Annotated in this window: 31 protein-coding genes; 7 read left to right on the forward strand and 24 right to left on the reverse strand. The window is 66.2% G+C overall.

The annotated features are described in order from the left end of the window. Window positions 1–111: 111 nt before the first annotated feature. The 4 genes from ACQGNJ_RS10690 to ACQGNJ_RS10705 are packed head-to-tail and all read left to right on the forward strand — an operon-like array spanning window position 112 to window position 3,078. Window positions 112–762 (forward strand): methylthioribulose 1-phosphate dehydratase, encoded by a 651-nt coding sequence (locus ACQGNJ_RS10690; protein ID WP_426689220.1) that lies wholly within the window; start codon window positions 112–114, stop codon window positions 760–762. Beyond that, window positions 759–1,310 carry a 1,2-dihydroxy-3-keto-5-methylthiopentene dioxygenase gene (locus ACQGNJ_RS10695; RefSeq protein WP_426689221.1) on the forward strand — a complete coding sequence of 184 codons (552 nt, stop codon included), beginning with the start codon at window positions 759–761 and terminating at the stop codon, window positions 1,308–1,310. The genes ACQGNJ_RS10690 and ACQGNJ_RS10695 overlap by 4 nt, the downstream gene beginning before the upstream one ends. Window positions 1,311–1,349: 39 nt before the next feature. Then, window positions 1,350–2,036: an acireductone synthase gene (mtnC, locus tag ACQGNJ_RS10700; protein ID WP_426689307.1), complete on the forward strand. Its 687-nt coding sequence runs from the start codon at window positions 1,350–1,352 to the stop codon at window positions 2,034–2,036. Between the two features lie 19 nt (window positions 2,037–2,055). After that, complete coding sequence (locus tag ACQGNJ_RS10705) at window positions 2,056–3,078, forward strand: C13 family peptidase (RefSeq protein ID WP_426689222.1); 1,023 nt, start codon at window positions 2,056–2,058, stop codon at window positions 3,076–3,078. A gap of 10 nt (window positions 3,079–3,088) precedes the next feature. On the opposite strand, the gene ACQGNJ_RS10710 is transcribed toward ACQGNJ_RS10705, so the two are convergent. The 18 genes from ACQGNJ_RS10710 to ACQGNJ_RS10795 all read right to left on the reverse strand — a co-directional run bounded on the left by ACQGNJ_RS10710 (window position 3,089) and on the right by ACQGNJ_RS10795 (window position 16,137). After that, on the reverse strand, window positions 3,089–3,496 hold the full coding sequence (locus ACQGNJ_RS10710; RefSeq protein ID WP_426689223.1) for a DUF6326 family protein: 408 nt from the start codon (window positions 3,494–3,496) through the stop codon (window positions 3,089–3,091). After that, on the reverse strand, window positions 3,493–4,236 hold the full coding sequence (locus ACQGNJ_RS10715) for a DUF4386 domain-containing protein (RefSeq protein WP_426689224.1): 744 nt from the start codon (window positions 4,234–4,236) through the stop codon (window positions 3,493–3,495). The genes ACQGNJ_RS10710 and ACQGNJ_RS10715 overlap by 4 nt, the downstream gene beginning before the upstream one ends. A 120-nt stretch (window positions 4,237–4,356) precedes the next feature. Continuing rightward, the gene (hisIE, locus tag ACQGNJ_RS10720; protein ID WP_426689225.1) at window positions 4,357–4,983 is read right to left on the reverse strand and encodes a bifunctional phosphoribosyl-AMP cyclohydrolase/phosphoribosyl-ATP diphosphatase HisIE; all 627 of its coding nucleotides are present in this window, start codon (window positions 4,981–4,983) and stop codon (window positions 4,357–4,359) included. A gap of 20 nt (window positions 4,984–5,003) precedes the next feature. After that, on the reverse strand, window positions 5,004–5,774 hold the full coding sequence (gene hisF / locus ACQGNJ_RS10725; RefSeq protein WP_426689226.1) for an imidazole glycerol phosphate synthase subunit HisF: 771 nt from the start codon (window positions 5,772–5,774) through the stop codon (window positions 5,004–5,006). Beyond that, window positions 5,768–6,496: a 1-(5-phosphoribosyl)-5-[(5-phosphoribosylamino)methylideneamino]imidazole-4-carboxamide isomerase gene (locus tag ACQGNJ_RS10730; protein WP_426689227.1), complete on the reverse strand. Its 729-nt coding sequence runs from the start codon at window positions 6,494–6,496 to the stop codon at window positions 5,768–5,770. The genes hisF and ACQGNJ_RS10730 overlap by 7 nt, the downstream gene beginning before the upstream one ends. Next, window positions 6,493–7,083: an imidazole glycerol phosphate synthase subunit HisH gene (gene hisH, locus ACQGNJ_RS10735; protein WP_426689228.1), complete on the reverse strand. Its 591-nt coding sequence runs from the start codon at window positions 7,081–7,083 to the stop codon at window positions 6,493–6,495. Before hisH ends, ACQGNJ_RS10730 begins: the two co-directional genes overlap by 4 nt. Further along, window positions 7,083–8,150 (reverse strand): bifunctional histidinol-phosphatase/imidazoleglycerol-phosphate dehydratase HisB, encoded by a 1,068-nt coding sequence (gene hisB / locus ACQGNJ_RS10740; RefSeq protein WP_426689229.1) that lies wholly within the window; start codon window positions 8,148–8,150, stop codon window positions 7,083–7,085. The genes hisH and hisB overlap by 1 nt, the downstream gene beginning before the upstream one ends. Then, window positions 8,147–9,238 (reverse strand): histidinol-phosphate transaminase, encoded by a 1,092-nt coding sequence (gene hisC / locus ACQGNJ_RS10745; protein WP_426689230.1) that lies wholly within the window; start codon window positions 9,236–9,238, stop codon window positions 8,147–8,149. Before hisC ends, hisB begins: the two co-directional genes overlap by 4 nt. Continuing rightward, entirely contained in the window at window positions 9,235–10,542 is a 1,308-nt protein-coding gene (gene hisD / locus ACQGNJ_RS10750; RefSeq protein ID WP_426689231.1) for a histidinol dehydrogenase, read from the reverse strand. Before hisD ends, hisC begins: the two co-directional genes overlap by 4 nt. Beyond that, window positions 10,539–11,432, reverse strand: a complete 894-nt coding sequence (gene hisG, locus ACQGNJ_RS10755; RefSeq protein WP_426689232.1) for an ATP phosphoribosyltransferase — start codon at window positions 11,430–11,432, stop codon at window positions 10,539–10,541. Before hisG ends, hisD begins: the two co-directional genes overlap by 4 nt. Further along, window positions 11,429–11,764, reverse strand: coding sequence for a YerC/YecD family TrpR-related protein (locus ACQGNJ_RS10760; protein ID WP_426689233.1), 336 nt, complete (start codon window positions 11,762–11,764; stop codon window positions 11,429–11,431). Before ACQGNJ_RS10760 ends, hisG begins: the two co-directional genes overlap by 4 nt. A gap of 193 nt (window positions 11,765–11,957) precedes the next feature. Next, complete coding sequence (locus ACQGNJ_RS10765; protein WP_426689234.1) at window positions 11,958–12,119, reverse strand: 30S ribosomal protein THX; 162 nt, start codon at window positions 12,117–12,119, stop codon at window positions 11,958–11,960. A 369-nt stretch (window positions 12,120–12,488) separates the two neighbouring features. Then, the gene (locus tag ACQGNJ_RS10770) at window positions 12,489–12,923 is read right to left on the reverse strand and encodes a MerC domain-containing protein (protein ID WP_426689235.1); all 435 of its coding nucleotides are present in this window, start codon (window positions 12,921–12,923) and stop codon (window positions 12,489–12,491) included. 98 nt (window positions 12,924–13,021) lie between these two features. After that, entirely contained in the window at window positions 13,022–13,510 is a 489-nt protein-coding gene (locus ACQGNJ_RS10775; protein ID WP_426689236.1) for a transcriptional repressor, read from the reverse strand. 52 nt (window positions 13,511–13,562) lie between these two features. After that, window positions 13,563–13,841: a hypothetical protein gene (locus tag ACQGNJ_RS10780; protein ID WP_426689237.1), complete on the reverse strand. Its 279-nt coding sequence runs from the start codon at window positions 13,839–13,841 to the stop codon at window positions 13,563–13,565. Window positions 13,842–13,876: 35 nt separating this feature from the next. Then, window positions 13,877–15,277, reverse strand: a complete 1,401-nt coding sequence (gltX, locus tag ACQGNJ_RS10785) for a glutamate--tRNA ligase (protein WP_426689238.1) — start codon at window positions 15,275–15,277, stop codon at window positions 13,877–13,879. A 59-nt stretch (window positions 15,278–15,336) separates the two neighbouring features. Beyond that, a complete protein-coding gene (locus ACQGNJ_RS10790; protein ID WP_426689239.1) occupies window positions 15,337–15,666 on the reverse strand; it encodes a hypothetical protein in 330 nt (109 codons plus the stop codon). Between the two features lie 36 nt (window positions 15,667–15,702). Next, window positions 15,703–16,137: a DUF4399 domain-containing protein gene (locus tag ACQGNJ_RS10795; RefSeq protein WP_426689240.1), complete on the reverse strand. Its 435-nt coding sequence runs from the start codon at window positions 16,135–16,137 to the stop codon at window positions 15,703–15,705. 111 nt (window positions 16,138–16,248) lie between these two features. On the opposite strand from ACQGNJ_RS10795, the gene ACQGNJ_RS10800 reads away from it, so the two are divergent. After that, window positions 16,249–17,409, forward strand: a complete 1,161-nt coding sequence (locus tag ACQGNJ_RS10800; RefSeq protein ID WP_426689241.1) for a glycosyltransferase family 4 protein — start codon at window positions 16,249–16,251, stop codon at window positions 17,407–17,409. Further along, window positions 17,378–17,941: a phosphatase PAP2 family protein gene (locus ACQGNJ_RS10805; RefSeq protein ID WP_426689242.1), complete on the forward strand. Its 564-nt coding sequence runs from the start codon at window positions 17,378–17,380 to the stop codon at window positions 17,939–17,941. Before ACQGNJ_RS10800 ends, ACQGNJ_RS10805 begins: the two co-directional genes overlap by 32 nt. A gap of 420 nt (window positions 17,942–18,361) precedes the next feature. Here ACQGNJ_RS10805 and accD read toward each other — a convergent pair whose 3' ends face one another. From accD to trpB, 3 genes are read right to left on the reverse strand one after another with little or no spacing between them, the layout of a single operon-like run. Continuing rightward, entirely contained in the window at window positions 18,362–19,231 is an 870-nt protein-coding gene (gene accD / locus ACQGNJ_RS10810) for an acetyl-CoA carboxylase, carboxyltransferase subunit beta (protein WP_426689243.1), read from the reverse strand. A 46-nt stretch (window positions 19,232–19,277) separates the two neighbouring features. Further along, the gene (gene trpA / locus ACQGNJ_RS10815; protein WP_426689244.1) at window positions 19,278–20,078 is read right to left on the reverse strand and encodes a tryptophan synthase subunit alpha; all 801 of its coding nucleotides are present in this window, start codon (window positions 20,076–20,078) and stop codon (window positions 19,278–19,280) included. After that, window positions 20,075–21,286 (reverse strand): tryptophan synthase subunit beta, encoded by a 1,212-nt coding sequence (trpB, locus tag ACQGNJ_RS10820; protein WP_426689245.1) that lies wholly within the window; start codon window positions 21,284–21,286, stop codon window positions 20,075–20,077. The genes trpA and trpB overlap by 4 nt, the downstream gene beginning before the upstream one ends. Before the next feature lie 130 nt (window positions 21,287–21,416). On the opposite strand from trpB, the gene ACQGNJ_RS10825 reads away from it, so the two are divergent. Next, window positions 21,417–22,310, forward strand: coding sequence for a LysR family transcriptional regulator (locus tag ACQGNJ_RS10825; protein ID WP_426689246.1), 894 nt, complete (start codon window positions 21,417–21,419; stop codon window positions 22,308–22,310). A gap of 14 nt (window positions 22,311–22,324) precedes the next feature. Here ACQGNJ_RS10825 and ACQGNJ_RS10830 read toward each other — a convergent pair whose 3' ends face one another. The 3 genes from ACQGNJ_RS10830 to truA form a co-directional block, all read right to left on the reverse strand. Then, the gene (locus ACQGNJ_RS10830) at window positions 22,325–23,329 is read right to left on the reverse strand and encodes a cupin-like domain-containing protein (RefSeq protein ID WP_426689247.1); all 1,005 of its coding nucleotides are present in this window, start codon (window positions 23,327–23,329) and stop codon (window positions 22,325–22,327) included. Between the two features lie 121 nt (window positions 23,330–23,450). Next, window positions 23,451–24,092 carry a phosphoribosylanthranilate isomerase gene (locus tag ACQGNJ_RS10835; RefSeq protein ID WP_426689248.1) on the reverse strand — a complete coding sequence of 214 codons (642 nt, stop codon included), beginning with the start codon at window positions 24,090–24,092 and terminating at the stop codon, window positions 23,451–23,453. Then, complete coding sequence (truA, locus tag ACQGNJ_RS10840) at window positions 24,089–24,886, reverse strand: tRNA pseudouridine(38-40) synthase TruA (RefSeq protein ID WP_426689249.1); 798 nt, start codon at window positions 24,884–24,886, stop codon at window positions 24,089–24,091. The genes ACQGNJ_RS10835 and truA overlap by 4 nt, the downstream gene beginning before the upstream one ends. Window positions 24,887–24,963: the final 77 nt, after the last annotated feature.

A 24,963-nucleotide genomic window follows, 5' to 3' on the forward strand; every position in this document is an offset into this window, starting at 1 on the left:
TGTTACGCGTTGCGGGAAAACCTTTCCTGACTTGCGAGAATGGCTCTCATTACAAGCAGATGGATGACGTGCGCGTGGTACACTCGATCGCCATCTGGACGTCCAAATCGCATGCCCCAGACACTTCCCGCCACGATTCCAAGCAGTCTGTTCGAGCAACGTGCCGACGCCATCGTCGAGGCTGCGCGCGAGCTGTCGATCATGGGCTGGACACCGGCTACAAGCAGCAATTTCTCGATGCGCATCGATGCCACGCACGCGGCGATCACCATCTCCGGCAAGCACAAGGGCCGGCTTGGTCGCGACGACATCATGCTGATCGACCTGGATGGTCACGCCGTAGGCACCGACGCGCGTCCCAGCGCTGAAACCGCGTTGCATACCCAGATCTACCGTCGCTGGCCGGCCATGCAGGCGGTGCTGCACACCCACTCGCGCACGCAGAGCGTCGCCTCGCGGCTGTTTGCCGGCGGCGGGGTGATCCGCCTGCAGGGTTGGGAACTGCAGAAGGCGATCACCGGCTACCACACGCATGACAGCGTGCTGGAGATTCCGGTGTTCCCCAACACCCAGCACATGCCTGAACTGGTGGCCCGGGTGGACGCCTGGCTGGATGCCGGCAAGCCGTTGCATGCCTATCTGATCGACGGCCACGGCATCTATACCTGGGGCCGCGACATGGCCGAGACACAGCGCCACTTGGAGGCACTGGAATTCCTGCTCGGCTGCGAGCTGGATCTGCAACGAATGAGGGCATCATGAGCCGACTGCGCATCTTCGACGAACGCCATCCGCAATCTCCGCTGGCGGTGCTGGATCAGCACGCCGCCATCACGGCCGAACTGGCCCGGATCGGCGTGCGCTTCGAACAATGGGAGGCCAGCCAGCCGATCGCTCCGGGCGCCGGCCAGGATGCGGTCATCGCGGCCTATCGCAGCGACATCGATCGCTTGATGGGCGAAGCCGGCTATCAGGCCGTCGACGTGATCAGCCTCACACCCGACCATCCCGACCGCGTCACGCTGCGCCAGAAATTCCTCAGCGAGCATACCCACAGCGAAGACGAGGTTCGCTTCTTCGTCGCGGGGTCCGGTCAGTTCACCTTGCATGTGGAAGGAAAGATCTACGATGTGCTGTGCGAGAAAGGCGACCTGATCGGTGTGCCCGACGGCACCCGCCACTGGTTCGACATGAGTGAATCGCCGTACTTCGTGGCTATCCGCCTGTTCACCAACAAGGAGGGCTGGGTCGCGAATTTCACCGGCGACGAGATCGCCTCGCGCTTCCCGCGCATGGACCCCGTCGCGTAGATGCCCGTTCCCGCCGCCTTTTCCGAAGCCCGCATGCCCATGATCGAAATCCGCGCCATCGTCACCGACATCGAGGGCACCACCAGCTCGATCGACTTCGTTCGCGACGTGCTGTTTCCGTATGCACGCAAGCGACTGCCCGCGTTCGTCGAAACCCACGGCGACCGGCCGGAAGTACAACACTGGCTGCATGAGGCCGCCCGCGAAGCCGGACTGATCGAGGCCAGCCGCCAGGACATCATCGAGCTGCTGCTTGGCTGGATCGACCAGGACCGCAAGTCCACCGCGCTGAAAGCGCTGCAGGGCATGATCTGGAAAGACGGCTATGAAGCGGGCGATTACCGCGCCCATGTGTATCCCGAAGTGGCTGCGCGGCTGCGGGCGTGGCGCGCCGATGGGCTGCGCCTGTATGTCTATTCCTCCGGTTCGGTGCCGGCGCAGCAGCTGTTCTTCCAGCACAGCGACGCGGGCGACCTGAGTCCGCTGTTCGCCGGCTATTTCGATACCGAAACCGGGCCGAAGCGGGAAGCCGAATCCTACCGGCGCATCGCCGAGGCCATCGGCGAGCAGCCGCAGCACCTGTTGTTCCTTTCCGACATCGTGGCAGAACTCGACGCGGCACAGTCGGCCGGCTTCCAGACCGGCTGGCTGGTGCGCGAGCCGCAGCCGCTGCCCGACTCGCCACACCATCCGGTGCATCGCGATTTCGAAGCGATCAGCGTATAGCACCGCGCACGAGTCCCCCATGCGCAACGCCCTCACCATCCTGCTCGCCTTCGCTGCCGGCACGCTGCTGACCACGTGGTGGTCGGATCAGTCGGCAGCATCGCCACCGGGCAGCTATCTGGCGCCCGCATCAGCCACGTCCGCCATCCTGCCGCAGGACGTGACGGATGCCGCCATCCAGGTCGATGAAGGCGACCACTGGCCCGAGCAGGCCCCCACGCCGGAGCAGGTGCTCTATGCGCAGCCGCGCATGATGCGACAGGCGCTGGCGGAACTGGGTCCGCGCGTGCCGGGCAAACCGAACCTGTACCTGCTGACCTTTGCCGGCGATGGTGGCGAGGACGTGTTCCGCAACGAGGCGGAATACGCCGCGCAACTGTTCACGCAACGCTTCGGCGCCAGCACCCACAGCCTGGTGCTGGAAAACAACCCGGCCACCCTGACCACGCATCCGCTGGCCAGCTGGAGCAATCTGGAAGCCGCACTTGGCGGGCTGGGCCAGGTGATGCAGCCCGACCAGGACATCCTGCTGCTCTACGTCAGCAGCCATGGCGGCGAGGATCACGAATTGCTGGTCGACATGGACCCGCTGCCGCTGGACCAGATCGGCGCCAGCGACCTGGCCGGCATCCTCGCCCTGCATCCGTTCAAATGGAAAGTGGTAGTGGTCAACGCCTGCTACTCGGGCGGCTTCGTGCCGCCGCTGCGCGGCCCCGGCAGCCTGGTGCTCACCGCCGCACGCACGGATCGCAGTTCGTTCGGTTGCGGCAGCGACTCGGACATCACCTACTTCGGCAAAGCCTGGCTGGTCGACGCGCTGAACCATACCGACAACTTCGTCGATGCATTCACTCGGGCCCGCAGCGACATCGCCAGCTGGGAAAGGCAGGACAAGCTCACCCCATCCGAACCACAGATCGATATCGGCAGCGGTATCCGCGAACAACTGGCGCTTTGGCGCAAAGGCATCACGCCCGGATCGGCGGTACCGTTCAAGCCCGCGACGCCGGCATCGGCAAGCACCGCGCCGATGCGCCGATAGACAGGCAGCCTCAGCTTTTCGGCCAGCGCCACGCCTGAACCACGATCAGCAGCGACAGGACCACCTCGATCACGCCCAACGTGATGTAGAACCACCAGGCGCCCGGCATGGTCAGCAACATGATCACCGTATAGAACACGCCCAGCCCGATGTTCAACCAGCGACACAGTTGCGGCCACAACACCAGCGACAGGAACACCATCACGCCCGGCACCGCCAGCAACAACGCCGTGGCGACCAACGAAGCCTCGCTTACCGGCCCGACCGGCCCGGTACCGGCCAGCATGCCCTGCAACTTGCCCGGCACATACAGGCCGAAGTAGTCGCCGTAGATGTAGCAGAACATCAGCGCCGTCCACAGCCCCGACAGCCTGAATCGCGTGTGCACCTTGATGTCGCTCAGCGCGGCATGCTTCATCCCGCCCGCTCCGTCGAAGCTTGATCAGCAGTGGCGAAGGAATCCGGGGGCACACGCCCGTTTTCATCCCGAACACGCGCTCCCATGATCAGCAGCCACAGGCAGGTGGATACCTCGCCCAACGCCGCCGGCAAATGCACATAGCTGGAGAACGCCGTCTGCGCATATCCGGGCAGCAGCAAGTCGCCGCCGACGTCAACCAGATAGCCTGCGCCACCCAGTATCAGCAACACGCCAAGCAGGCGCGGCAGCAAACCGCTGCGGATCACCAGGAAGCCGAACGGAAACAGCCACAGCCCCCAGAACAGGCTGGCCACGAAGATGTCATGGCTCCACGCTTGCAGCGAAAGCCGGGCCAGGGCGCGCGTGGTATCCAGCGGCAGGCCACCGGCATCCGTCAGCAAACGCAAGGCATCCAGTCGATGTGCCACCCCGACCAGCGCCACCGGCACCGCGGTGACGGCGAGCGCCACCATCACCACCGCCGCGCCGCGATGCGCCGCGGATAACAACCGGAACAGCAACAGCGGCAGCAGCAGGAACGCGACCTGCTCGACGAGGAAGGACGCGAGGCCGGCACGAAACAGGTATTCGTGCGCCACGACATGGGTCAACAGGGCTTGCGGATCACCCGCCGCGGCGATCTTTCCGGGCACATAGCCGAGGCTGAAAAATCCGGTCACGACCACCACCAGATAGACCAGTCCCGCCCACCGCGCCATCCTGCTTTCGTTGCTCATGCGATGCTTCCTGCGATCCATCAGCTTGCCCCGGCGGACATCGGCAGCCAGTGTCGACGCAAAGGAATCGGCGCAATGAGTGCCGGAAGTAACGCGGTCCCGGACCCGAAACGCCGGCCACTACACTGGTTGATGCCGCTGCGCCAACACCTGCACGACATCGCCCAACGACAGTCCGCGCGCCCGCAACGCCACGGTGAGATGAAAGATCAGGTCGGCGGCTTCGCCCAGCAGTTCCTGGTCGTCCTGCACCACCGCCGCCAGCGCCGTTTCGACGCCCTCCTCGCCCACCTTCTGCGCGATGCGGCGAATGCCGCCCTCGAACAATGTGGTGGTGTAACTGCCCGCGGGTCGCTCGGCATGGCGCTGTGCCACCAGCGCGTCGAGTTCGGCCAGGAAGCCCAGCGGCGGCCGCACCTGCGCGCTGTCGCCGAAGCAACTGGAGGTGCCGGTGTGGCAGGTCGGGCCGCGGGGATCAGCCTGGATCAGCAAGGTGTCGGCATCGCAGTCGACGCGGATCGATTTCAGCGCCAGCACGTGGCCGGAACTCTCGCCCTTGGTCCACAACCGCTGCCTGCTGCGGCTGTAGAAGGTGACGTGGCCGCTGGCCCGGCTCTGCGCCAGCGCCTGGGCATCCATGTAGCCGAGCATCAGCACTTCACCGCTGCGCCAATGCTGCACGATTGCCGGCAACAGGCCGTCGCCCTTGGCCCAGTCGAGGCGGCTGGTATCGGTCGTGTCGGTCATTGCGTTGCTTCCATGGTGGATCACTGGCGTACCGGGACGCCATGTTCGTGCAGGTAGCGCTTGAGCGAAGGAATCGCGATCGCGCCGGAATGGAACACGCTGGCCGCCAACGCGCCGTCCACGTCGGCCTCCACGAAGGCGTCACGGAAATGCTCCGGCGCACCGGCGCCGCCGGAGGCAATCAACGGCACCTGGCAGATCGCGCGGGCCAGCGACAACTGTTCGATGTCGTAGCCGTGGCGTACGCCGTCGCTGCCCATGCAGTTCAGCACGATCTCGCCGGCACCGCGCTGCTGCGCTTCGACCATCCAGTCCAGCGTACGGCGCGACAAGGCCTGGGTCTTCGACGGGTCACCGGTGTATTGGCGCACGCGCCATTCGCCATCGGTGTCGCGCAACGAATCGATGCCGACCACCACGCACTGCACGCCGAATGCGGCGGCCAGTTCGTCGATCAATTGCGCACGCTCCAGTGCCGGCGAATTCACCGAGATCTTGTCGGCACCCGCGTGCAGCACCGCGCGCGCTTCCTCGACCGAGCGGATGCCGCCGGCCACACAAAACGGAATGTCGATCACGCGGGCAACCTTCTCCACCCAGCCGCGATCCACGCTGCGGCCCTCGGGACTGGCGGTGATGTCATAGAACACCAACTCGTCGGCGCCTTCGTCGCGATAGCGCAGCGCCAGCTCGACGATCTCGCCCATCACCACGTGATCGCGAAAGCGCACGCCCTTGACCACCTGGCCATCGCGCACGTCGAGGCAGGGAATGAGGCGGCGACTCAACATGCCAGGGCATCTTCCAGGGTGAAGCGCCCCTCCAGCAGCCCGCGCCCGAGAATCACCGCCTTCGCCCCGGCTTCGCGTGCCGCGCGGATGTCAGCCAGTGAGCGCACCCCGCCAGACGCCTGCAGGGCAAGTTCGGGAACGCAGTCGGTGAGGTGCCGATACAACTCGAGGTTGAAGCCGGCAAGCATGCCGTCGCGCTCGATGTCGGTGCACAGCAGGTGGCGCGCGCCGTGTTCGGCATACCAGGGCGCCAACTCGTCGAGGGTAGTCGGCTCGATCCGGGTCCAGCCCGCGCTTGGCAATAACCAGTCGTTGCCGACACGACGGGTATCCAGCGCAATGGTGATGCGGTCGCTGCCGAATGATTCCAGCCAGCCGGCAACCCGATCCCGATCGCGGATGGCCACGCTGCCCAACACCACACGGCGCACGCCCACATCGAACAGTCGGCGCAGGTCGGCTTCGTCGCGGACGCCACCGCCGGCCTGCACATCGATGCCGTGGTCGGCAATCGCCTTGATCACGGCCAGGTTGTCCAGCTTGCCCGAACGCGCGCCGTCGAGATCGACGACATGCAGCCAACGCGCGCCGGCATGCAGGTACCGCAAGGCCAGTTCCCGCGGGTCGGGCGTGTAGATCGTCTGCTGCTCGTAGTCGCCCTGCCGCAGACGCACCACGCGTCCTTCACGCAGATCGATGGCGGGAATGACATGGAAGCTCATAGGTCGAGGAAGTTCTTCAACAGACGCGCGCCGACAGCAGCCGAGCGCTCGGGGTGGAACTGCATGCCGTGGAAATTTCCACGGGCCACGATCGCTGAAAATTCTCCCGAAAAGTCGGTGCCGGCAAGGGTGAATTCACCCACTGGCACCGCGTAGCTGTGTACAAAATACACCTGATCGCCCTCACCCAGACCGGCCAGCAGCGGATGGGGCTGGACTGAACGCAAGCGGTTCCAGCCCATGTGCGGCACACGCCTGCCAGGCGCCTGCTGAAAGCGCCGCACACTGGCGGGGATCACGCCCAGGCAGGTGGTGTCGCCCTCCTCCGAATGCGTGCACAGCAATTGCATGCCCAGGCAGACGCCGAGCACCGGTTGCTGCAATGAACGCAACAGCTCGACCAGCCCCAGTTGATGCAACCGCGCCATGCCGGGACCGGCGGCGCCGACGCCCGGCAGGATCACCTTGTCGGCGGCTCGAATGGTTGCCGCATCCGCGGTCAACGCGGCATCCACGCCAAGACGCTGCAGCGCATAGCGCACCGAGCCGATATTGGTGCCGCCGGCATCGACGAGAACCACGCCCATTACAGCGTCCCCTTGGTGCTGGGCAGTTCGCTCCCTTGGCGATGCAGCGCCTGGCGCAATGTGCGCGCCACGACCTTGAAACAGGCTTCGACCATGTGGTGCGCGTTGTCGCCGTGCACCGACAAGTGCAGGTTCGCACCCAGCGTCTCGCACAGCGAGCGAAAGAAATGCGGCACCAGTTCGGTCGGCACTTCACCGACGCGTTCGCGCGGGAAGCTGCCCTCGAACACGAAGTACGGACGGCCGGACAGGTCCAGCGCGGCGCTGGCCTGCGTTTCGTCCATCGGCAGGGTGAAGCCGTAGCGACCGATGCCGCGTTTGTCACCAAGCGCCTGCTGCAGCGCCTGGCCCAGAGCCAGCGCGCAATCCTCGATGGTGTGGTGTTCGTCGATATGCGTGTCGCCATCGCAGCGCAGTTCCAGCGCGAAGCCGCCGTGCTTGCCGATCTGTTCCAGCATGTGGTCGAAGAAGCCCAGCCCGGTATGCGCCCTGGGCTCGGCCACGCGATCCAGATCGACGCTGACGGTGATGCGGGTTTCCTTCGTGTGGCGGACTACCGTGGCGGTACGCGGCGCGTCGAGCATGTCGTGCGCAAGGGCTTCCCAACTGACGCCCAGCGGACCGACGCGACAGCCGCGCACGCCGAGGTTGGCGGCGAACTGCAGGTCGGTTTCGCGATCACCGACCATCGCCGAAGCGGCGCGACTCCAACTGTCGTCGGCGAGATAATGGCGCGCCAGGCCGATGCCGGGTTTGCGCGTGTCCATACCTTCATGTGCAAAGCTGCGGTCGACCAGCACCTCGCGAAAGCGGATGCCTTGCGAGGCGAGAATGCGCAGCAGCAAGTCGTGCGGGCCGGTAAAGTCCGCTTCCGGAAAACTGTCGGTGCCCAGGCCGTCCTGATTGGTCACCATCACCAGTTCATAGCCCGCCCCCACGAAGCGCTGCAAGGCGGCGATCACGCCCGGCAGCAGGGCCAGTTTTTCATAGCTGTCGATCTGCTGGTCGGCCGGTTCCTCGATCAGGCAGCCGTCGCGATCGACAAACAGGAGCTTTCTCTGCTTCATGCCGATCCCCCCGCAAGACCCCGGTCATCCATGGCCGGACTCTTCAAGACAGCCAGCATCGTGTCGTTCTCCGCGGGGGTGCCGATGGTAATGCGCAGGGCGTCACCCAGCTTCGGATAGCGGCGGATGTCGCGCACTACGACACCGGCGGCCAGCAGTCGCTGATGGATCGCCGCGGCGTCATCGAAGCGCACGGCGAGAAAATTCGCCTGCGATGGCAGCACCGCGCGCACGCAGGCCAGCGCAGCCAGCGCCCCGCGCACGCGTTCGTGCTCATTGCGCAACACCGCCAGGTGTTCGCGTGCCTGCGCCTGACCCGCGTCGGAAAGCGCGGCCATCGCGGCCGCGACGCACGGCAGCGGCAACGGATACGGCGGCATGATCCGGCGCAGCAGCGCGATCACTTCGGGGTTGGCCAGCAGGCAGCCGATGCGCGCGCCAGCCAGCGCCCAGGCCTTGGACAAGGTTCGCAGCACGGCCAGGTACTCGTAGCGGTCGATCAGCTCAGCCACGCTGCTTTCGTAGGCGAACTCGATGTACGCCTCGTCGACCACCAGCAAGGCCCGACCATCGAGCATCTGCAGCAGGCGCTCGATGGCCTCGCGCGGCACGCACTGGCCGCTGGGATTGTTCGGCGTGCAGATGAACACCAGCTTCACCGCCGGGGTGACCGCAGCCAGCACTGCCTCCACGTCCAGCGTGAAGTCATCGGCCAGCGGTACTTCGATCACCGCGGCGTCCTGGACGCGGGCGCAGACGCCGTACATGCCGAATGTCGGTGGCTGGATCAGGATCGCGTCCTCGCCGGCGCGGCAGAAAGCACGAATCAGCAGATCGATCGCCTCATCACTGCCACGGCCGACCAGCAGTTGTTCCTGGCGCACGCCGTACAGCGCCGCCAGGGTCGCGATCAGCGCCGCCGGTTGCGGCTCGGGATAACGGTTGCAGCCCAGGCCATCGTCGCCCAACGGCGCCCACGCTGATTCGTTGGCGTTGAGGAAGACCTGCCCGCCAGCGGCTTCCATGCGTGCGGAGGAATATGGCTGCATCGCGCGAATCTCCGGCCGTGCCAGTTCGAGCACGCTCATGACGTCGCCTCCAGCGCCGCCAGGCGCAACGTCACCGCGCGACGATGCGCCTCCAGTTGCTCGGCGGCCGCCAGCGTCGCGGTGCACGGCCCGATATTGCGCAGGCCATCGGCAGAGAGCTCCTGCACGCTGATCTGCTTCTGGTAGCTCGCCACCGACACGCCGCTGTAGCTGCGCGCGTGGCCGTAAGTCGGCAGCACATGGTTGCTGCCGCTGCAGTAGTCGCCGACCGATTCCGGCGTCCATTGTCCGAGGAAGATCGAGCCGGCACTCTCGATGCCGTCGAGCAGATCGCGCGGCACGGCGACCTGCAGGATCAGGTGCTCGGGCGCGTAGCGATTGCTCACCTCGATCGCCTGGGCCAGCGATTCCACCGCCATCAGGCGGCTCTGCGCCAGCGCCTGGCGGGCGATCGCGTTGCGCGGCAACTCCGCGCATTGGCGCTCGACCTCGAGCGCCGCCGCGTCCAGCAGATCCGCCGATGGACTCAGCAGGATCACCTGCGAATCCGGTCCATGCTCGGCCTGCGACAACAGGTCGGCGGCGACGAACACCGGGTTGGCGTCGGCGTCGGCGATCACCAGCACCTCGGACGGACCGGCCGGCATGTCGATTCCGGCGCCCTCCGGATCGGCGGACACCTGCAACTTCGCTTCGGTGACCCAGGCGTTGCCGGGACCAAACAACTTGTCGCATTTGGGTACGCTGGCCGTGCCGTAGGCCATCGCGGCAATGGCCTGTGCACCGCCGAGCTTGAATACCTTGTGCATGCCGGTCAGCCGCGCGGCATACAACACCGCTTCGTCGCAGCGGCCATCGGCGCGCGCGGGCGAGCACAACACCACCTCGCGGCAACCGGCGATCTGCGCCGGCACGCCCAGCATCAGCGCGGTCGACGGCAACGGCGCGCTGCCGGCCGGCACGTACAAGCCGACCCGGCCGATCGGCCGCAGCATCCGTTCCACCCGCACGCCCGGGGCGGTGTCCACCGCCACCGGCTGCAGGGCGGCGGCGCGATGGAACAGCTCGATGCGCGCAGCGGCTTCGCGGATCGCGGCTTTCAGCTCGGGCGCCAGCGCCGCCTCCGCCGCAACGAACTCGGCCTCGCCCACCTCGAGCACATCCAGCGTGCAGCGATCGTACTTTTCGCTGAGTTCGCGCAAGGCCACGTCGCCGCGTTCGCGCACGGCGGCAATGATCTGCTCTACGTCACGACGCAATTCATCCGCACGCGATTGCGTCGGTCGGGCCAGCGCCCCGCGGCGGCCCGCGTCATCCAGTGCATTCCAGTCGAGACGCTTCATGCCAGCATTTTCTCCACCGGCAACACGAACATCTCGCGCGCACCGGCCTTCTTGATTTCTTCCAGCTGCCGCCAGCTCACCTCGCCGGCGCACAGCGCCTGCAACATCAATTGATCGGGCTGACCAGCCACCGGCAACAGCGTCGGCTGCGGACCGCCGGGCAGCAAGCGGATCACCGCTTCCAGCGTATGGCGGGAGGTCTGCAACAGCAGCAGGCGCGATTCGCGCACCTGGATCACGCCGTCCAGCCGCTTCAACAGCAATTCGAGCATGTCGCCGCGCTCGTCCACCGGCAAGGTCAGCGGACCGGCAAGTACCGCTTCGCTCTCCAGCAGCACATCGGCTTCGCGGAGCTGATTTGCCACCAGCGTGCCACCGCTCTGGACCAGGTCGCAGATGGCGTCGGCGGTGCCGAGCTTGGGGGCGATCTCGACCGAGCCCGCCAGCGTCACCACGCCCGCCTCGATGCCTTGCGTGCGCAGCCATTCGCCAAGCAGGCCGGGATACGAGGTGGCGATGCGCCGTCCCGCCAGGTCTTTCGGCTCGCGGTAGTCCAGCTCCTGCGGCACCGCGATCGACAATCGGCAGCGGCCGAAGCCGAGCGGCCGCAATTCGGCCAGTGGCTCGCTGTCGCGCCCGGCGGTGAGCTGGAACTCGCCCAGCACGTTGCGACCGACGATGCCCAGGTCGCATACACCCTGGGCGATCAGGCCCGGAATGTCGTCATCGCGCACCAGCAGCAGGTCGACCGGCTCGCCTTCGCCGAAGCAGAACAGCTTGTCGCGGCTCTGCCTGAAGCTGAGCCCGCAGCGGGTCAGCAGGTCCAGCGCGGGCTCGGTCAGTCGACCGGATTTCTGCATCGCGATACGCAAACGATCCCGCGGCTTCATGCTTTCTTCCTGGCTGTTTGTGCGTGCCGCCGCGCCGCCCGGGCAGCGGCGGCCAGATAGCCGCCACTGCCTTGATTGAGATAGCGCGCCACCCGCCCGATCGTGGTGATGCTGACGGCCGTGCGCTCGTGGATCTCGCGATAAGACACCCCTTCCAGCAGGTAGGGAACCACCCGCCAGCGGTCGACCAGCACCTCGAGCTCCGCTGGCGTGCACAGGTCACTGAGGAAGGCGCCCATCTCCTCGCTGTCGCGCAGGGACAGCAACGCCTCGTAGAGACTTTGTTCGGCGTCCCCCGGCGGGGACTCAGGATCCAGCGATCGACGCTTCATAATGTACTAACGCATTAACACAATGATGCAAAGCATACGCGACGAATGACCGGTTGGCAACGCATGATTCAATCGGCCCCACCGAAGTCCAGGCCGTATCCGACCACCCGCATCGGCTGGCGCGCTGCCGCGCCCCAAACAAAAACCCCCGCCGAGGCGGGGGTTTCGTGCAGCAGCTGCAGAGAAAGCTGGCTCAGGCCGACTTCTTCTTCGGCGCGGCCTTCTTGGCAGCGGCCGGCTTGGTCACGGTCGACTTGACGCCCACCACGGCCGGCAGCACGCCGTGTGCACGGGTATTGCCGTAGCTGCCGCGATAGGTCTTGCCGCGACGGGTCTTGCGATCGCCCTTGCCCATGGGGAACTCCTTGATTTATTGGATGAACGGCCTGCCATCATAGCAGCGTACCGGCGTGGCGGGATAGTCGGCGATGGCGATGCCCGGCGCGGTATCAGGTCGGACAGGATGGCTCCCCGGGGGCACAGACGCGCCACCGCCTGATGGACGATCCAGCCCACCAGCACGAACTGGCTCAACGCATCGACGAAAACCGGCCAGCACGCCCATCCGGCCGCAGCCATAGCTGCGCCAGGCATTTGCCGCGGGTCGTTGCTTCGCGCTCATGGCCCTGAGCGTCATCGCATGCGTGCGGGGGATCGTGATGATGGTGCGGCACGTCCACGCGCACATGCCGGAAACGCGCGCGGCCGTTACAGAATCACCGGCTCAATGCGCGCACTGCGGGCCGTGGACATGCGGGTGATCGCGACGGCTGTCCAGCCGCAGGTTGACGAAGTGCGCCACCGCCAGCATCAGGCCGCCACACGTCACCAGCACGCTGTGCAGCACCGGCGAGCCGATGTTGATGAAGGCAATGCCCAGCAGCAGCAGGGCCAGCCCCGGCACAGCCATGCGCAGCGGCAACGCACTTCGGTGCCGGCGATAGCCGCGCACCAGCACCAGGGCAGCGAGCACACACGCGCACAGCACGAAGATGCGCTCGAAGCGATGGTCAGCGAGAAATTCCATGCCGATCAGCGGCAACAGGGCAAGCACGAAGGGCAGCAGGGCACAGTGGATGGCGCACAGGAACGACGCGGTCGCGCCGACGCGATCGGCAAGATGCCACCAACGGGATTTGCTCGACTGCTCGGATGTCATCGATTCGCCCCGGCATCACCAGACGTGGTGACTCTGAAGCCGGCAGGTCGAATGTTACATTGTAACATCAGCCGGCGCCATCCCCCTGCTGCTGGTGTTCAGGCCTTGCGGCAATTCCGGCACGTGCCATGCACTTCCAGGGTCTGCGCCTGCGGCCGGAAGCCCAGTGCTTTGGCTTGCGCCTCGATCAGTTCGGCCACCCGTTCATCGCAGACTTCCTGCGCACTCAGGCAGGTATCGCAGATCAGGAACGGCACCTGGTGCGCTTCGGCCGGGTGATGGCAGGAAACGAAGGCGTTGATCGATTCCAGTTTGTGGATGAACCCGTTCTCGAGCAGGAAGTCGAGAGCGCGGTAGACGGTCGGCGGTGCTGCGTTCCCGTGCTTTTCGCGCAGCTGGTCGAGCAGGTCGTAAGCCTTCATCGGCTTGTCCGCGGCGGCGATCAGTTCCAGCACTTCCTTGCGCAGCGGGGTCAGGCGCAGGCCACGCTCCTCGCTGGCGTGCTCGACCGCCCGCACGAAGCCCTTCGCATCGTCGTGGTGATGCCCGTGGTGCGAGTGCGAATTGCTGGCGGCGTCGTGGCTCAAGATGTCACCTCGTGGAGATCATACACCGCAGCCCACCAGGTGCCGGATGGCATCAACGGGGCAGCGGCGGTGGTTTAGCGCTTGGCAGCCGGCGGGGTTTGCACAGGATCACGATCCAGCCGATCGGACCGAGCACCCAGGCCCAGGCGATGCTTTCCAGCAATCGCCCGCGCCACCACCCAAGCAGGGCGCCCACCGCAACAAACAGCAGGTTCCACCAGAACATGGCTGCCCACGGCACCATATTCAACAGGTTGAAGAAAACGTGCCAGAACGCGCCCGGTGCGTCGGGGTCGACGCCCTGGGTGGCCCGGGCCAGCAGTTCGTCCATGCCGCGCTCAGTGCGTCATCGACAGGATTGCCGGATCAACCGCGAGCCCGCGCGATGGCCGCGTCGATGCGCCTGAGTGCTTCGGCACGACCGGCCAGATAGATCGTCTGGTCGATCGACGGCGACACCTGACTACCGGTGATCGCCACCCGCAACGGCTGGGCGATCTTGCCCATGCCCAGCTCGAGCTTCGCTGCCACCTGCTCGATCACCTGGTGGATCGGCTCCGGCTGCCATGCACACTCTGCGAGCAACGCCTTCGCCGCTTCGAGCACGGCAACCGCGGTGTCGTTTTTCAGGTGCTTGGCAACCGCCTTGTCGTCCCATTCGGCGATTGGTGCATACCAGATCTTCGCCCGCTCAGTCATTTCCTTCAGCGTGTGCACGCGATCACGCAACGCCACGATCACTTCGGCCGGTGCGGGGCCGTGGCTGAAGTCGATGCCGGCGCGATGCAGGTGCCATTCGAATTCGGCCACCAGGGACGACGGCTCGTCGGTCTTCAGATAATGCTGGTTGAGCCACGCCAGCTTCTCGGTGTCGAAGCGCGAGGCCGCCTTGTTGCAATCGGCGATGTCGAACAAGGCGATCATCTCCTCGCGCGAGAAGATCTCCTGGTCGCCATGCGACCAGCCCAGCCGCACCAGGTAATTGAGGATCGCGTGCGGCAGGAAGCCATCGGCACGGTAGTCCATCACGCTGACCGCGCTGGTGCGCTTGGACAGCTTCTTGCCCTCCTTGTCCAGGATCATCGGCAGGTGGGCGAACTCCGGTACCGGCGCGCCCAGCGCCCTGTAGATGTTGATCTGCCGCGGGGTGTTGTTGACATGGTCGTCGCCACGGATCACCTCGGTGATGCCCATGTCGATGTCGTCGACCACCACCGCAAAGTTGTAGGTCGGCCAGCCGTCGGAACGGAAGATCACCAGATCGTCCAGCTCGGTGTTGGCCCATTCGATGCGGCCCTTCACCTTGTCCTCGAACACCACCGAACCCTCGTGCGGATTGCGGAAGCGGATCACCCGGTTCGGATCCTCGCGATACGGCTCGTTGCGGTCGCGGTAATAGCCGTTGTAGCGCGGTTTCTGGCCGTTCGCCATCGCCGTCTCGCGCATCGCCTCGATCTCGGCCTTGCTCTCGTAGGCGTAGTAGGCGTTGCCGGCGGCGACCAGTTCGTCGGCCACCTGCTTGTACCGTTCCAGTCGCCGGGTCTGGTAGAACGGACCCTCGTCGGCATCCAGATCAAGCCAGTGCATCGCGTCGAGGATTGCCTGCACCGCTTCGTCGGTGGAACGCTCGCGATCGGTGTCCTCGATGCGCAGGATGAATTCACCACCGCGACGACGCGACTCCAGCCAGCAATACAACGCCGTGCGGGCGCCGCCGATGTGCAGGAAGCCGGTGGGACTGGGAGCGAAGCGGGTACGTACGGTCATGGGCGTCTTGGAAGAGCGTCAAACTCCCATTTTAGCCGAACGCGTCGCCCGCCATGTGCTCAATGAGCGTCCATGCAGTCCCAGCCACTGCACACCATGGCGTTGGGGTCGCCGAAACCACCACCCAACAGCACGGATTGCCATGGCCCGCCCGGCGGCACGGCATGGATCGCCGCCCGGTCATCCGTCAGATCGATCCGCGGGCTGTCTTTCACCTCCGGCGGTTCGCGCAGCAGGACATATTTGACGGTGAACAGCGGATGGTGCCGAGCAGCGGGCGCGGATGCAGCCGCCGATTCGCGCACCGGCTGCTCCTGCTGCATGGATGACGCGAACACCGTCGGGGCCAGCGACATGGACAAGGCAAGCGCGAAAATCGGCAGCTTCATGGCAACCCTCCCAAGAGGACCCGGCAACCCGGCAATCTACTTCACGTGAATGGTGATCTTCTTCGACACCAGCGCCGGCTCGAACGGCACGTGGTTCTGGTCGCCGAGTTCCAGTTGCAATGTGTGGGTTCCGGGGGCCAGCTTGAGCGTGGTCTGGGTCTGCCCACCGCCGAAGTGGATGTGCTTCGCATCAACCGGAATCGGCTGGCCCGCGGCGGGCAACGCCTCCACGTCGACCAGCAAGTGGTGGTGGCCGGTGTGCTCCTTGCCCACACCTGCCGGCGCGACGCCCATGCCCTTGAGGCCGAAACGCACGGTGACCTCCCGACCCACGCCGGCGCCATCCACCGGCGAGATGATGTAGACCTCGGCATCGGCCGGCGCCTGGGTGCGCGGCAGGCCGGTAGCGTCGGCAGCCATGATCGTTCCGGTAAGCCCGGTCAACGCGAGGGCGAGCAGGATGCGCTTCATCATCTTCTCCAGCGAAAGGGTCGAATCCCAGTGTAAGCGCAGCGTCACCCACCCGCCATGCCGATGCAACGCCACGCCGCGATGCTGGGCCAAGCCAGCACGGATATGGTCATGCGCATCGGCATTGTCAGCGAAACCTATCCACCCGAAATCAACGGCGTCGCGCTGACCGTGCACGGCTTCGCCGCCGGCCTGGCGGCCCGCGGCCACGACATCGAACTGGTTCGTCCACGCCAGCAGTTGCCGCATCGCGACGAACCCGGCATCGAAGTGATCGAACTGCGCGGTGCTTCCCTGCCCCGCTATCCCGAACTGCGCTTCGGGCTGCCGGCGGGGCGGGCGCTGTTTCGGCGCTGGTCGCGGCAACGCCCCGAGGTGATCTACATCGCCACCGAAGGTCCGCTCGGCTGGTCGGCGGCACGTGCAGCCAGGCGGCTGGGCATACCGCTATGCAGCGGTTTCCACACCCGCTTCGATCACTACGCCAGCCACTACGGCATGGGCTTGCTGGCGCCGCTGGTGCGCGGCTATCTGCGCCGCTTCCACCGGCGCACGGTCGCCACGCTGGTGCCGACCCATGCACTTGCACGGGAATTGAACACCATGGGCATCACCAATACCCACGTGCTGCGTCGCGCGGTGGACACGCAATTGTTCCACCCCGGCCGGCGCAACGAAGCCTTGCGCGCCAGCTGGGGTGTCGACCCGGCCACACCGGTGGTTTTGTACGTCGGGCGGATCGCCGCCGAGAAGAATCTCGACCTGGCGATCCGGACCTTTTCCGCGATTCGCCAGCAGGTGCCGCAGGCACGTTACCTGTGGGTCGGCGATGGCCCGGAACGCCCGGCCCTGCAGGCGGCGCATCCGGATTTCCTCTTCGCCGGCATGCAGCGCGGCGAGGCGCTGGCCCGACACGTCGCCAGTGCCGACCTGTTCCCGTTTCCCAGTCTCAGCGAAACCTTCGGCAACGTGATCATCGAGGGCCTGGCCGCCGGGCTGCCGGTCGTGGCCTACGCCGAGGGCGCCGCGCGCGAGCACGTCGAAGACGGCGTCAATGGCTATTGCATCGAGTCCGGCAACGCCCGCGCCTTTGTCGACGCCGCGGTGCGGCTGGCCAGCAATCCGGCGCTGATCCGGCACATGGGCCGCGCCGCCCGGGTCAGCGTGGCCGGACTTTCGCCGGAGTCGGTGATCCGCGATTTCGAAACCCTGCTGCGCGAGATGGCCGAGGAGAACCTGCATGAGCATGCCGCCGTCACCGCCCACTTCTGACTTCCCGCCGAGGCCGCGCTTCGCGCTGGACCTCCGCCTCTGCGTGATCGCCAACCACTGGGGTGCGCGCCGCGCGGTGGGACTGTTTTTCATCGGCGTCAGCCGGCTGGGCGATGGCGTGTTCTGGTACACGCTGATGCTCACGCTGGGCCTGCTGGGGGGGCAGCGCGGCCTGTTCGCCGCGCTGCACATGGCGGCCACCGGACTGACAGCCCTGCTGCTGTATCAAGCGCTCAAGCGCTGGACGAAACGTCCCCGTCCGTATCGCGCCTGCCCCGGCGTCAACGCCCACCTGCCGCCACTGGATGAATTCAGTTTCCCGTCCGGCCACACCATGCAGGCGGTGAGCTTCACTGTCGTGGCGCTCGCCTGGTATCCGCAGCTGGCGCCCCTGCTGCTGACCTTCACCACCTTGGTCGCGGCGTCGCGAGTGGTTCTCGGACTGCACTACCCCAGCGACGTACTCGCCGCGATTGTCCTCGGCGGCGGGCTTGGTGGCCTGTCGCTGTGGCTGGCATCGACCGTGGCTTGAACCGCCCCGCTGCGCAACCTTTGCGCACGCCGTCACGAGTTCCTTTGCGCTCAGACAGATAGCCTACTTGTCCACAGGCTTTACCGGGTCTGCTCCACAATCGCTGTGGAGAACCATGCATGGCTGCGCAAAAAAGCGACAAAGCAAGCCAAGTGCCCGCCAGCCAAAGGCGAACGGCGGTTGTCCACAGGCTTGTACAGAACCCACCCACACTGGCTGTGGAAAACTTTGCCGGGCACGCGCCACCGGCGTGGGCAGTTCGTGACCAGCGCGTGGCAAGTCACTGATCGACAATCGCGCAATCGTGCTTGTCCACAGCCTTTGCCACAACGCTTCCACAGCGGCTGTGGAAAACCCCGACGCGGATACGACGATGCCGCCCGAAGGCGGCATCGCAGCGAGGCGGCGGGACATCCCGACTCAGGCCGCGCGATCGGCCCGGGTCAGGATGCCGAACAGGTCGGCCAGCTTGTCGCGCATCTCGCGACGGTCGACGATCAGGTCGAGCGCGCCGTGATCCACCAGGAACTCCGAACGCTGGAAGCCTTCCGGCAGCGTCTCGCGCACGGTCTGTTCGATCACCCGCGGGCCGGCGAAACCGATCAGCGCCTTCGGTTCGCCGATGTTGATGTCGCCGAGCATCGCCAGGCTCGCGGACACGCCGCCGGTGGTCGGGTTGGTCAGCACGCTGATGTACGGCACGCCGGCATCGCGCAGACGCGCCAGCGCGGCCGAAGTCTTCGCCATCTGCATCAGCGAGAACAACGCTTCCTGCATGCGCGCACCACCGGTGGCGGAGAAGCACACCAGCGCGCTCTTGTCGGCCAGCGCACGTTCGGCGGCGCGGGCGAATTTCTCGCCGACCACCGAACCCATCGAACCGCCCATGTAGGCAAACTCGAACGCCACCGCCATCAGCGGCCGGCCCTTGAGCTTGCCGCTCATGGCGACCATCGCGTCCTTCTCGCCGAGCTTCTTCTGGGTCGCGGTGATGCGGTCGCGGTACTTCTTGGAGTCGCGGAATTTCAGCGGATCGGTAGGTTCCAGACTGGCCCACAATTCCTGCGCCGACCCTTCATCGAGCAGCGCATCCAGCCGCATCCGCGCACTGATGTAGTGGTGGTGGCCACACTTCGGACACACCATCAGGTTGCGCTCAAGCTCCGGCTTGTACAGCACGGTGCCGCAACCGCCGCACTTTTCCCACACGCCTTCGGGCACCGAACCCTTGCCGCCGTTGGCACCCTGCGGACGGGTGCGCGGATTCATGATTTTCTGCAGCCAGTTCATCGCAACACCTCGAACGTTCCTGACCTGAAACGGTCAGGTGACCGTCTCAGTGTGCATCCAGCGCCGCACGGATCGGCTGCAGGAAATCCCGGGCACGCGCCGCGATATCCGCCGCGTCCGTGGCGCCTGCCAACCTTTCAACCAGCGCACTGCCGATCACCACCGCGTCGGCAAAGGCTCCGATCGCCAACGCACTCGCCGCGTCGCGGATACCGAAACCGACCGCCACCGGCGCACTGGCGCGACGACGAATCTCGGCAACCCGCACGGCGATGTCGCTGGTACTGAGCTGCGCCGCGCCGGTAATGCCGGCGAACGACACATAATACAGGAAGCCTTCGGCCGCACCGCACAGCTGCGCCATACGCACGGGTGCGGTGGTTGGCGCGGCGAGCAGGATCCGCTGCAGGCCGGCAGCGCGCAGCGGCTGCAGTACCGCCGATTCCTCCAGCGGGCAATCCACCAGCAGCACGCCATCGACGCCGGCTGCGACGGCCTCCTGCGCGAAGCGCGCGTAACCGTGGATCTCGAGCGGATTCAGATAGCCCATCAACACGATCGGCGTATCGGCGTCGCGTTGACGGAATTCGGCGACCCAGTCCAACACTTCGGTGAGGCCGATGCCTTTGGCAATGGCGCGTTCGCTGGCGTGCTGAATCACCGGTCCATCGGCCATCGGGTCGGAGAACGGTATGCCGAGCTCGATCAGGTCGGCACCGGCGTCGACCAGCGCATGCATCAGCGCGACCATGTGGGCGGGCGCGGGATCACCGGCGGTGACGAACGGGATCAGCCCCGTGCGGCCGGCACGCTTGAGGGCGGCGAAGCGACGGTCGATGCGGTTCATACCTGGACTCCTTCGCGCGCGGCGATGGTGTGCACGTCCTTGTCGCCGCGGCCGGACAGGTTGCACAGCACGATGCCGTCCTGTGGCAGCTCGCGTGCCAGCTTCATCGCCTGCGCCACCGCATGGCTGGATTCCAGCGCGGCGAGAATGCCTTCGGTGCGCGCCAGCAGATGGAACGCTTCCATCGCCTCGTCGTCCGTCACGCCGACATACTCGGCGCGCCCGGCATCCTTCAGGAACGCATGCTCGGGGCCGACACCCGGATAGTCGAGCCCGGCCGAGATCGAGTGTGTCTCGGTGATCTGGCCGTTGTCGTCGCACAGCACGTAGGTGCGATTGCCATGCAACACACCCGGCCGCCCGGCCGCCAGCGATGCCGCGTGATGCCCGGTGGCGATGCCCTCGCCCGCCGCCTCGGCGCCGACAATGCGCACGTCGGCATCGTTGAGGAATTCGTGGAACAGGCCGATCGCGTTCGAGCCACCCCCGACGCAGGCGGTCAGCACATCCGGCAGGCGACCGTACTGTTCCAGCATCTGGGCGCGCGCCTCGCGCCCGACGATCGCGTTGAAGTCGCGCACCATCTTCGGATACGGATGCGGACCGGCCACCGTACCGATGATGTAGAAGGTGTCGGCCACGTTGGTGACCCAGTCGCGCATTGCCTCGTTCAGCGCGTCCTTCAAGGTCTTCGAACCGGAGGTCACCGGCACCACTTCGGCGCCGAGCAGCTTCATCCGGTACACGTTGATCTTCTGCCGCTCGATGTCCACCGCGCCCATGTACACCACGCACTTCATGCCGAAACGCGCGGCCACGGTGGCGCTGGCCACGCCGTGCTGGCCGGCGCCGGTCTCGGCGATCACCCGCTGCTTGCCCATGTGCCGCGCCACCAGCGCCTGGCCGATGGTGTTGTTGATCTTGTGCGCGCCGGTGTGATTCAGGTCTTCGCGCTTGAGCAGGATGCGCGCCCCGCCGACATGCTGCGACAACCGTTCGGCGTGATAGATCGGGCTGGGCCGCCCGACGTAATGCTTCAGGTCGCGATCCAGCTCGGCGAGAAAGGCAGGATCGATGCGCAGTCGCTCATAGGCCTCGCTCAACTCGGCCAGTGGCGCCATCAGGGTTTCCGCCACGTAGCTGCCGCCATATGCACCGAAACGGCCGTGGGCGTCGGGCCAGCGGTGGTAGTCCTGGATCGTGGGCATGGGCGGATTCCTGTGGTGTAGAAGAACTGACGAAGCGACCGTCGAGAGCACGGTCAAACCGCAGCTTATCGCATCAATGATCCGGCAAAAAAGCGATAATATCGCCATGACACGTCAGGAAAACTCAATCATGTCAGGACGCGAGCTGCCACCCTTGAATGCCTTGCGCGCCTTCGAGGCGGTGGCCCGCCTGCAAAGTGTGAGCCGTGCCGCGGCGGAACTGCACGTCACCCACGGCGCGGTCAGCCGGCAATTGCGCCTGCTGGAGGAGGCGCTGGGTCGCACGCTTTTCACGCGGCAAGGGCGCGCGCTGGCGCTGAGCGAAGCCGGCCAGCAGTTGCACGACGGCATCGGCAGCGCCTTCGAGCAATTGCGCGACAGCTGGGCCGGGATGCGCCAGCGCGACACCCAGGCGCCGTTCGTGCTCGGCTGCGCCAGCAGCCTGCTGGCACGCTGGCTGATCCCGCGACTGGACCGGCTTGCCCACGACCTGCCCGAATTGCGACTGCATCTGTCGGCGCAGGAGTCGTCGCCCGTCCCGGAGCTGGGCAGCCTGGACGCTCTGTTGCTGCTGTCGGCCCCGCCCTGGCCCGCGGGCTGGCAGGTCGACACGCTGGCACCGGAGCGGATCGGCCCGGTGGTCAGCCCGCGTTACCCGGGCTGGTCGCGACTGCAGCACCAGCCGCCCGAATGCCTGCTTGACGAACCAGTCCTGCACACCACCTCGCGTCCTCAAGCCTGGCCCGAATGGCTGCATGGGGCCGGCTTGCCGCCGTCACGGGCAGCCAGCGGCGCAGGCTTTCCGCATCTCTATCATCTGCTGGAGGCGGCGATCGCCGGTCTTGGCGTGGCGATTGCGCCGGCACCGCTGGTGGCTGATGAGCTGACGGCGGGCCGCCTGCTGGCGCCGTGGGGATTCCAGCCCACCCCGGGCAACTGGATCCTGGCCACACCGCAGCGATCGAGCGACCGCCGTGCGGCCGCGCTGGCGCAATGGCTGCGCCTGGAACTCGCGGGCGGTTGAGTCGTCCGAACGCGCTACAGATAGCGGCGGATCATGCCCTTCAGTTGCTCGACCCGCTCCGGGGTCAGCGGGCCGAGGATGCCGCGCGCATGCTCGGGAATATGCGCCGCCGGGTCCTCCTCGCCGAACACGTAGTGCTCAAGCAAGGCCCGCCACGCGGCGCGATCGGCCGGGTCCAGCGACTTGAAACTGAGGATCGCGTGCAGCAGTCCGTCCAGCGCTGCCGGTGTGGCTCGACCCCGTCCGCTACCCGGGATCCACCAGTAATTGACCAGCGCATTGATCTGCTGCAGCGAAGTCACGTGGTGCCACCACAACGGTGGAACGAAGATCGCGTCACCGGGCAGCAACTCGGTGACCTGCGCGTGGGCCAGTGCCTCGCGCAGGCGCGGGAAGCGTGGATCATCGACCTGATCCAGTCGGGCCATGCTGATCGCCGCGCCGGTCGGCGCGAAATCCAGCGGCCCGACGTAAAGGTTGCGTACCTGCCCGGGAGGAAACAGGGTGAAACGCCGGCTGCCACAGACCACACAGGCGATGTTGGCGTATTCGTCGAAATGTGCCGGCGTGGTGACCCGGTTGCCAAGCCACAAGCGCGGCTGGATCTGCGCGTCCAGAAACGGCAATGCGTGATCGCGCAGGAAACCCGGCAGGCAATCGGCGATCAGCGCACTCTGCAAGGCCAGCCCAGGCGGATCCGGCTGCCGGCTGTAGCTGGCCAGGCGCTGCAACACCTGGGTGACGGATACCTGGAAGTGCTCGTAGTTGAAGCCGGTGCAGCTGGCGTCATAGCCGACCACGCCGCCTTCGGCTGGCGGCAGACGCAGCACATTCACGTCGGCGCCATTGTCCCAACCGGCCAATTGCTGCGCGAAAGCGGTATCCGACTGGCGCGCCAGGCGTACCAGCGGCCAGTCGGCACACAGTCCGCGCAGAACCAGCGGACGATCGTGGCCGGCGATCTCCTCCAGCCCGAGCGCTTGCCCGGACGGGCGGTATTCCTCGATGGCAACAGGCATGCAGTTCATCCGTCGCCGGAAGTGATCATTCGCTCATGCTATCGCGCGCACCGGTGGCCGTCATCGGGCATGGCAGGGTTGGCAAACCTTGCTGAATTGCCGCCTGTTCATCGCCGGTCGCCTAGCGGATGTAAGCCGGTCGTTCCGCATCGATTTCGCGAACGGCGCGCACAAAGGCCGCCAGCCTGACCGGATCCTTGACTCCCGGCGCTGACTCGATGCCGCTGGCCACATCCACCGCGAACGGCCTGGCGGTCCGGATGGCTTCGCCCACATTGCCGGCGTGCAGGCCACCGGCCAGAATCACCGGCAGCCCCAGCTCGGCCGGCAGCAACCGCCAGTCAAACACCTTGCCGGTGCCGCCCGCTTCGCCGATGCCATGGCCATCCAGCAGAATCGCCGCCGCGTGCGGATGCTCGCCGAAACGCGGCGGCGACGCCGCGCCCTGACCCATCGCGATCGCCTTCAGGAAGGGACGCTCGAATTGCGTGCACCAGGCATCGCTTTCGCCGCCGTGAAACTGCAGCAGCGTGGGACGAACCTCGTCGAGCACCTGCCGCACCAGGCTTGCCTCGTCGTCCATGAACAAGGCCACCGTCGCGACAAACGGCGGCAACGCGTCGACGATCGCGCGCGCCTGGGCCAGTGAGACCCGGCGCTTGCTGCGTTCGGTGAATACCAGACCGATCGCATCGACCCCCAGGCGGGCAGCCAGCAGCGCGTCCTCGACCCGGGTCATGCCACAGCACTTGATGCGGGTCACGGTGCCACTCCCGTCAGTTCGCGATCCACCAGGCACACCTCGTCAGGCAATCCCCAGTGCCGCTCGTAACGCGGGCCGATGAAGGTGAGCCCGGACGCCGGAGCAGTCGGCCCGGCCACCTGCCGATCACGTCCGGCGAGCAGTTCACCCAGCCATTCGACCGGCTGCTCGCCGCGGCCGATCAGCAGCAGCGAGCCGACAATATTGCGCACCATGTGGTGCAGGAAGGCGTTCGCTTCAATGTCGACGAACACGTCCTCGCCCTCGCGCCGCACGCTCACTTCAAGCACGCTGCGCCGCGGGTGCGCGGCCTGACAGGACAAGGCGCGGAACGCACTGAAATCATGCTCGCCCGGCAGCGCCTGGGCGGCAGCATGCATGCGGTGGGCGTCCAGTGGCAGCCGCTCCCAGGTCACGTAACGCGCCGCCAGGGCCGCGCGCACCGGTCGATTCAGGATGTGATAGCGATAGCGCCGGCTGCGCGCAGCGTAACGGGCGTGAAAGCTGTCCAGCACCGGCTGCGCCCACAGCACGGCCACGCTGGTGGGCAGATTGGAGCACGTCCCGAGTATCCAGCCGCGCGCGTCGCGCTGTGCTTCGGTGTCGAAATGCACGACCTGGCAGCGACCGTGCACGCCCGCGTCCGTGCGGCCGGCGCAACTGACTTCGACCGGATGTGCAGCCACCCTGGACAGCGCCTGCTCCAGCGCACCCTGCACGCTCGGGTCTGACTTCAGCCGCTGCCAGCCACAGAAATCGGTGCCGTCGTATTCGATGCCCAGAGCGATACGCATGGATCGTGCAGAACCTGGTCGGAAGCGCTGAAGATTAGCAGGCCGAAACGGCATCGGGCCGGCTAGGCCGGCCCGAT

The organism is Rhodanobacter ginsengiterrae (genome assembly GCF_050026815.1).
Classification (GTDB): Bacteria; Pseudomonadota; Gammaproteobacteria; order Xanthomonadales; family Rhodanobacteraceae; genus Rhodanobacter; species Rhodanobacter ginsengiterrae.

Excerpts from the sequence above, each read along its gene's own strand:
- ACQGNJ_RS10690 (WP_426689220.1), top strand. The coding sequence starts at position 112 with ATGCCCCAGACACTTCCCGCCACGATTCCAAGCAGTCTGTTCGAGCAA.
- ACQGNJ_RS10695 (WP_426689221.1), top strand. The coding sequence starts at position 759 with ATGAGCCGACTGCGCATCTTCGACGAACGCCATCCGCAATCTCCGCTG.
- mtnC (WP_426689307.1), top strand. The coding sequence starts at position 1,350 with ATGATCGAAATCCGCGCCATCGTCACCGACATCGAGGGCACCACCAGC.
- ACQGNJ_RS10705 (WP_426689222.1), top strand. The coding sequence starts at position 2,056 with ATGCGCAACGCCCTCACCATCCTGCTCGCCTTCGCTGCCGGCACGCTG.
- ACQGNJ_RS10710 (WP_426689223.1), bottom strand. The coding sequence starts at position 3,496 with ATGAAGCATGCCGCGCTGAGCGACATCAAGGTGCACACGCGATTCAGG.
- ACQGNJ_RS10715 (WP_426689224.1), bottom strand. The coding sequence starts at position 4,236 with ATGAGCAACGAAAGCAGGATGGCGCGGTGGGCGGGACTGGTCTATCTG.
- hisIE (WP_426689225.1), bottom strand. The coding sequence starts at position 4,983 with ATGACCGACACGACCGATACCAGCCGCCTCGACTGGGCCAAGGGCGAC.
- hisF (WP_426689226.1), bottom strand. The coding sequence starts at position 5,774 with ATGTTGAGTCGCCGCCTCATTCCCTGCCTCGACGTGCGCGATGGCCAG.
- ACQGNJ_RS10730 (WP_426689227.1), bottom strand. The coding sequence starts at position 6,496 with ATGAGCTTCCATGTCATTCCCGCCATCGATCTGCGTGAAGGACGCGTG.
- hisH (WP_426689228.1), bottom strand. The coding sequence starts at position 7,083 with ATGGGCGTGGTTCTCGTCGATGCCGGCGGCACCAATATCGGCTCGGTG.
- hisB (WP_426689229.1), bottom strand. The coding sequence starts at position 8,150 with ATGAAGCAGAGAAAGCTCCTGTTTGTCGATCGCGACGGCTGCCTGATC.
- hisC (WP_426689230.1), bottom strand. The coding sequence starts at position 9,238 with ATGAGCGTGCTCGAACTGGCACGGCCGGAGATTCGCGCGATGCAGCCA.
- hisD (WP_426689231.1), bottom strand. The coding sequence starts at position 10,542 with ATGAAGCGTCTCGACTGGAATGCACTGGATGACGCGGGCCGCCGCGGG.
- hisG (WP_426689232.1), bottom strand. The coding sequence starts at position 11,432 with ATGAAGCCGCGGGATCGTTTGCGTATCGCGATGCAGAAATCCGGTCGA.
- ACQGNJ_RS10760 (WP_426689233.1), bottom strand. The coding sequence starts at position 11,764 with ATGAAGCGTCGATCGCTGGATCCTGAGTCCCCGCCGGGGGACGCCGAA.
- ACQGNJ_RS10765 (WP_426689234.1), bottom strand. The coding sequence starts at position 12,119 with ATGGGCAAGGGCGATCGCAAGACCCGTCGCGGCAAGACCTATCGCGGC.
- ACQGNJ_RS10770 (WP_426689235.1), bottom strand. The coding sequence starts at position 12,923 with ATGACATCCGAGCAGTCGAGCAAATCCCGTTGGTGGCATCTTGCCGAT.
- ACQGNJ_RS10780 (WP_426689237.1), bottom strand. The coding sequence starts at position 13,841 with ATGGACGAACTGCTGGCCCGGGCCACCCAGGGCGTCGACCCCGACGCA.
- gltX (WP_426689238.1), bottom strand. The coding sequence starts at position 15,277 with ATGACCGTACGTACCCGCTTCGCTCCCAGTCCCACCGGCTTCCTGCAC.
- ACQGNJ_RS10790 (WP_426689239.1), bottom strand. The coding sequence starts at position 15,666 with ATGAAGCTGCCGATTTTCGCGCTTGCCTTGTCCATGTCGCTGGCCCCG.
- ACQGNJ_RS10795 (WP_426689240.1), bottom strand. The coding sequence starts at position 16,137 with ATGAAGCGCATCCTGCTCGCCCTCGCGTTGACCGGGCTTACCGGAACG.
- ACQGNJ_RS10800 (WP_426689241.1), top strand. The coding sequence starts at position 16,249 with ATGCGCATCGGCATTGTCAGCGAAACCTATCCACCCGAAATCAACGGC.
- ACQGNJ_RS10805 (WP_426689242.1), top strand. The coding sequence starts at position 17,378 with ATGAGCATGCCGCCGTCACCGCCCACTTCTGACTTCCCGCCGAGGCCG.
- accD (WP_426689243.1), bottom strand. The coding sequence starts at position 19,231 with ATGAACTGGCTGCAGAAAATCATGAATCCGCGCACCCGTCCGCAGGGT.
- trpA (WP_426689244.1), bottom strand. The coding sequence starts at position 20,078 with ATGAACCGCATCGACCGTCGCTTCGCCGCCCTCAAGCGTGCCGGCCGC.
- trpB (WP_426689245.1), bottom strand. The coding sequence starts at position 21,286 with ATGCCCACGATCCAGGACTACCACCGCTGGCCCGACGCCCACGGCCGT.
- ACQGNJ_RS10825 (WP_426689246.1), top strand. The coding sequence starts at position 21,417 with ATGTCAGGACGCGAGCTGCCACCCTTGAATGCCTTGCGCGCCTTCGAG.
- ACQGNJ_RS10830 (WP_426689247.1), bottom strand. The coding sequence starts at position 23,329 with ATGCCTGTTGCCATCGAGGAATACCGCCCGTCCGGGCAAGCGCTCGGG.
- truA (WP_426689249.1), bottom strand. The coding sequence starts at position 24,886 with ATGCGTATCGCTCTGGGCATCGAATACGACGGCACCGATTTCTGTGGC.